Source organism: Ramlibacter aquaticus (assembly GCF_015159745.1).
Classification (GTDB): Bacteria; Pseudomonadota; Gammaproteobacteria; order Burkholderiales; family Burkholderiaceae_C; genus Ramlibacter; species Ramlibacter aquaticus.
The window spans coordinates 1-4,910 of record NZ_JADDOJ010000136.1 but is presented as its reverse complement, the minus strand read 5'-3'; the positions used below and the strand labels follow the sequence as shown (position 1 = coordinate 4,910).

4 protein-coding genes are annotated in these 4,910 nt (G+C 70.4%); 2 read left to right on the top strand and 2 right to left on the bottom strand.

Annotation, left to right across the window (positions count from 1 at the left end; translation table 11 throughout):
• Nucleotides 1-18: 18 nt before the first annotated feature.
• On the bottom strand, nt 19-702 hold the full coding sequence (pyrE, locus tag IM725_RS19545; protein WP_193782316.1) for an orotate phosphoribosyltransferase: 684 nt from the start codon (nt 700-702) through the stop codon (nt 19-21).
• Nucleotides 703-712: 10 nt separating this feature from the next.
• On the opposite strand from pyrE, the gene IM725_RS19540 reads away from it, so the two are divergent.
• Nucleotides 713-1,504: an exodeoxyribonuclease III gene (locus tag IM725_RS19540; protein ID WP_193782317.1), complete on the top strand. Its 792-nt coding sequence runs from the start codon at nt 713-715 to the stop codon at nt 1,502-1,504.
• A gap of 59 nt (nt 1,505-1,563) precedes the next feature.
• Nucleotides 1,564-2,844, top strand: coding sequence for an FAD-dependent oxidoreductase (locus IM725_RS19535; RefSeq protein WP_193782315.1), 1,281 nt, complete (start codon nt 1,564-1,566; stop codon nt 2,842-2,844).
• Here the strand turns inward: IM725_RS19535 and IM725_RS19530 are convergent.
• A complete protein-coding gene (locus tag IM725_RS19530; protein WP_193782314.1) occupies nt 2,829-4,901 on the bottom strand; it encodes an ATP-dependent helicase in 2,073 nt (690 codons plus the stop codon). The two genes, IM725_RS19535 and IM725_RS19530, sit on opposite strands and share 16 nt — an antisense overlap.
• Between the last annotated feature and the right edge of the window lie 9 nt (nt 4,902-4,910).

Genomic DNA, 4,910 nt, shown 5'->3' with positions numbered 1-4,910 from the left:
GGGCATGGGGTGGGGCCTTCAGTCGACGCCGTAGCGGCGGCGGTATTCCAGCACCTGGGCATGGTAGCCGGCCAGGGCGCCGTCGCTGTGCGTCGCCAGGTAGGCGAGCAGGTCGGCCAGCCTGGCGATGGAACAGACCTGCAGGCCGAGCACGCGCTCCACGTACTGCACCGCGCTGTGCTCGGTGTCCTGGCCGTTCTCGGTGGCCTTCTCCTGCCGGTCCAGGGCGATCGCCACCGCGTGCGGCGTGGCGCCGGCGGCGCGGATGATGGCGATGGATTCGCGCGCGGCGGTGCCGGCGCTCATCACGTCGTCGATCACCAGCACCCGGCCCTGCACCGGCGCGCCCACCAGGCTGCCGCCCTCGCCGTGGTCCTTGGCTTCCTTGCGGTTGTAGGCGTAGGGCACGTTGCGGCCCAGGCGCGCCAGTTCGACGGCCGTGGCCGCCGCGAGCGGGATGCCCTTGTAGGCCGGGCCGAACAGCATGTCGAACTCGATGCCCGACGCCAGGATGCGGCGTGCATAGAATTGCGCCAGCCGGCCGAGCTTCGCGCCATCGTCGAACAGGCCGGCGTTGAAGAAGTACGGCGACATGCGCCCGGCCTTGGTCTTGAACTGGCCGAAACGCAGCACCCCGGACTCCACCGAGAACTGCACGAACTCCTGGGCCAGCGCATCCTGGCCCGCATCATCCATCGCCATGGGCAATTCCTTGTTCAAACTGACCAGCCTCAACCTCAATGGCATCCGCTCGGCGGCCAGCAAGGGCGTGGAGGGCTGGGTCGCCAGGACAGGGCCCGATTGTATTTGCGTGCAGGAGGTCAAGGCCCAGTCCGAGGATATCGAAGGCCGCTTCGAGGAACTCGCGGGCCTGCGGGGCCATTTCCACTTCGCGCAGAAGAAGGGCTATTCCGGCGTCGCGATCTACACGAAGCATGCCCCCAGCGACGTCATCGTGGGCATCGGCGACGAGGCCTTCGACGCCGAGGGCCGCTACGTGGAGCTGCGCTTCGACACGCCCGCGCGCAAGTTCTCCATCATCAGCTGCTACTTTCCCAGTGGCTCCTCCGGCGAGGAGCGCCAGCAGGCCAAGTTCCGCTTCCTGGACCTGATGGACCCGCGGCTGGCCGCGCTCAAGGCCCAGCGCGAATTCATCCTGTGCGGTGACGTCAACATCGCCCACCAGGAGATCGACCTGAAGAACTGGAAGGGCAACCGCAAGAACAGCGGCTTCCTGCCCGAGGAGCGGGCCTGGATGGGCAAGCTGCTCTCCGAAACCGGCCTGGTGGACGTCTACCGCCGCCTCAAGCCCGAAACCACCGAAGAGTGCTACACGTGGTGGAGCAACCGCGGCCAGGCCTGGGCCAAGAACGTGGGCTGGCGGCTGGACTACCACCTGGCGACGCCGGCGGTCGCCGCCTGCGCGCGCCACGAGGAGATTTACAAGGCCGAGCGCTTCTCCGACCACGCGCCCATCACCGTGGAGTACGACTTCAAGCTCTGAGCGCCGGCCGCCTTGCGGCGCCGCCGTCCGGGCCGCAGAATGCCCCGAGGAGGCTGCGCATGGACCGCACCCTGGACCTGGCGATCGTGGGGGCCGGCATCGCCGGCGTGGTGGCGCTGGATTACGCGCGGCGCGCCGGCGTGGACGCGCTGGCCTTCGAGCGCCAGGACGGCCCCGGCGGGCTGTGGCGCCACCTGCCCGCCTGGCAGGACATCCAGATCAGCCCGCACGACTGGTCGCTGGGCGACCGGGTGACGGCCGGGCCGGCGCAGCCGCAGATCCTGGCCCACATCGAGGACTGGGCCGACCGCGCCGGCGTGCGCGACCGCATCCTGGCCGCCACCCCGGTGCAGCGCGCGCGCCACGCGGACGGCGCCTGGACGCTGGAGACGCCCGCCGGCACCTTCCGCGCGCACCACCTGCTTGCCACGGGCGGCCACGAGCGGCCCGTGGTGCCACCCGTGCAGCGCGTGCAGGCCCGGGTCCGCGAGCTGCACTCCAGCGCGCTGCGCGACCCCGCGACGCTGGCCGGACTGCGCGTGGTGGTGGTGGGCGGCGGCGCTTCCGCCTACGACCTGCTGGAGCAGTCGCTGCTGCACGGCGCCGCGCACATCGCATGGGTCTACCGCGGCCTGCGCTGGTTCGTGCCCAGCCGCAAGCCCAAGCACGTGGCGGGCAGCGTGCGCGACTACGCGCGGCTGCAGATGGCGGGCCTGGGCATCGCCGAGCAGAACGCGATGCTGCGCCAGGACCTGCGCGCCCGCTATGCGAAGTTCGGCCTGGACGCGATCCTGCCCGCCCAGCCCTTCGACGTCGCGCACGACCAGCTGATGCCGGGGCGGCCGCTGATGGTGGAGCGCTTCGCCGAACTGGCGCGCCACCCCGGCGCGGTGGCCGCCATCGAGGGCGACGAGGTGGTGCTGGCCGACGGCACCCGGCTGCAGGCCGACCTGCTGCTGTGGGGCACGGGCTATGCCTTCGACCTGGGCTGGCTGGAGGTGGCGGGCCTGCGCGAGGCCCGCAGCCCGCAGGCGGTGAGTGAGCGCTGCGGCGGCCTGTTCCGCAGCCTGGAGGCGCCCAACCTGTACCTGCCCGGCGTGCAGCTGGACGGCATCGGTTCGGCCACGCTGGCCTACGCCCTGATGGCGCGCAGCCTGATGGCCCACATCCAGGGCCGCGCGCGCCTGGACCTGCTGCCGCGCGAGCGGCACGTGAACCACATGGAGATGGTGGCCTACCTGGCCGAGCGCGACCCCGAGAGCTTCGGCCCCGACTGGCAGGCGCAGTGGCGCAGCCTGGTGCTGGAAACGCCGGACGACGTGCCCTATCCCTTGCCCTGAGCCGCCGCGGCCGCGGCGGCGGCTTCGGACTCGGCCGAGCGCTTGGCGAACTCGGCGCGCAGGGCCTTGAGCTTCTCGCGCGGGTCCTCGCGGGTGCTCGTCTTCTCCAGCGACATCTCGGCGATGAAGCGGCTGGGCTGCGCGGCCACCAGCTCGCGTCCCTTCTTGCGCTTCTTGCTCCAGCTCACCACCAGCGAGCGCTGCGCCCGGGTGATGCCCACGTACATCAGGCGCCGCTCCTCCTGCAGGCGCTGCAGCACCGACTCGCCGCCGCCGGCTTCGTCCTCCAGCTTGAAGGGCAGCATGCCCTCGGTCACGCCGACCAGGATCACGTGCGGCCACTCCAGCCCCTTGGAGGCGTGCAGCGTGGACAGGGTCACCAGGTTCTGGTCCTGCTCGCGCTCGCTGATGGTGGACAGCAGGGACACCGTCTGCGCCACCTCCAGCAGGGTCTTGCGCTCACTGGCCGTGGTGACGCCCGCGGTGTCGTCGATCTCGCCGCCGCAGCGCTGCGCCATCCAGTCGCAGAACTCCAGCACGTTGGTCCAGCGCGCGGCGGCGACCTTCTCGTTCTCCTCGCCGTCGTACAGGTGCTTCTCGTAGCCGATGTCCTTGAGCCATTCGGTGAGGAAGGTGCGCGCGTCCTCGGCGCCCCTGGTGTGGCGGGCGCGGTGCTCCAGGTCGTTCACGTAGCGGCCGAACTCGTGCAGGCCGCCCAGCGAGCGGCTGGAGATCGCGCTGGAGAGCGAGGAGGAGAACAGCGCCTCGAACAGGCTCAGCTTGTACTTGCCCGCGAACACGCCCAGCGACTGCAGCGTCTGGTGACCGATGCCGCGCTTGGGCGCGGTCACCGCCCGCAGGAAGGCCGGGTCGTCGTCGTTGTTGACGATGAGCCGCAGCCAGGCGCACAGGTCCTTGATCTCCGCGCGGTCGAAGAAGCTCTGCCCGCCCGAAACCTTGTAGGGGATCTGCGCGCGGCGCAGCGCCTGCTCCAGCACCTTGGCCTGGTGGTTGGCCCGGTACAGCACCGCGAAATCCTTCCAGTCCTTGGACTGGCCGTTGGCCCGGATGGACTGGATGCGCGCCACCACGCGCTCGGCCTCGTGCTCCTCGTGGTCGCAGTCGGCGATGCGCACCGGTTCGCCTTCGCCCAGCTCCGAGAACAGCGTCTTGGGAAAGAGCTTGGGGTTGGGCCCGATCACGTTGTTGGCCGCCCGCAGGATCGCGCTGGTGGAGCGGTAGTTCTGCTCCAGCTTGATGACCTTGAGCGTGGGGTAGTCGACCGGCAGCTTCTTCAGGTTGTCGAGCGTGGCGCCGCGCCAGCCGTAGATGGACTGGTCGTCGTCGCCCACGGCGGTGAAGCGGCCGCGCGCGCCCACCAGCAGCTTGAGCAGCTCGTACTGGGTGGCGTTGGTGTCCTGGTACTCGTCGACCAGCACGTGGCCCAGCTGCTGCTGCCACTTCTCGCGCACCTCGGGGTGGTCGCGCAGCAGCTTGAGCGGCAGCCCGATCAGGTCGTCGAAGTCCACGCCCTGGTAGGCGGCCAGGCGCTCCTCGTAGCGCGCCATGATGCGCGCCGTGGTGCGTTCCAGGTCGTCCTTGGCCTGGGCCTCGGCCTGCGCCGCGTTCAGGCCCACGTTCTTCCACAGGCTGATCGCCCATTGCCACTGCCGCGCCGTGGCCGCGTCCGTGGTGCCGCCGGCGTCCTTCAGGATGCTGGTGACGTCGTCCGAGTCCAGGATGGAGAAAGCGGGCTTCAGGCCCAGCGCGGCGCCGTCCTGGCGCAGCATGCGCACGCCCAGCGCGTGGAAGGTGCAGATCAGGATCTCGCGCGCCGGCCGGCCCACCAGGGCCTTGGCGCGCTCGCGCATCTCGGCCGCCGCCTTGTTGGTGAAGGTGATGGCGGCGATGCGGTTCGCTTCCAGCCCAGCCTGGATCAGCCGCCCGATCTTGTGCGTGATCACGCGCGTCTTGCCGGAGCCGGCACCTGCGAGCACCAGGCAGGGCCCATGCAGGTAGTTGACGGCTTCCTGCTGGGCGGGATTGAGGCCGGACATCGGGGGGGG

Bases quoted from the DNA above. Each gene is read 5' to 3' on its own strand.
- pyrE (WP_193782316.1), bottom strand. From the start codon at position 702: ATGGCGATGGATGATGCGGGCCAGGATGCGCTGGCCCAGGAGTTCGTG.
- IM725_RS19535 (WP_193782315.1), top strand. From the start codon at position 1,564: ATGGACCGCACCCTGGACCTGGCGATCGTGGGGGCCGGCATCGCCGGC.
- IM725_RS19530 (WP_193782314.1), bottom strand. From the start codon at position 4,901: ATGTCCGGCCTCAATCCCGCCCAGCAGGAAGCCGTCAACTACCTGCAT.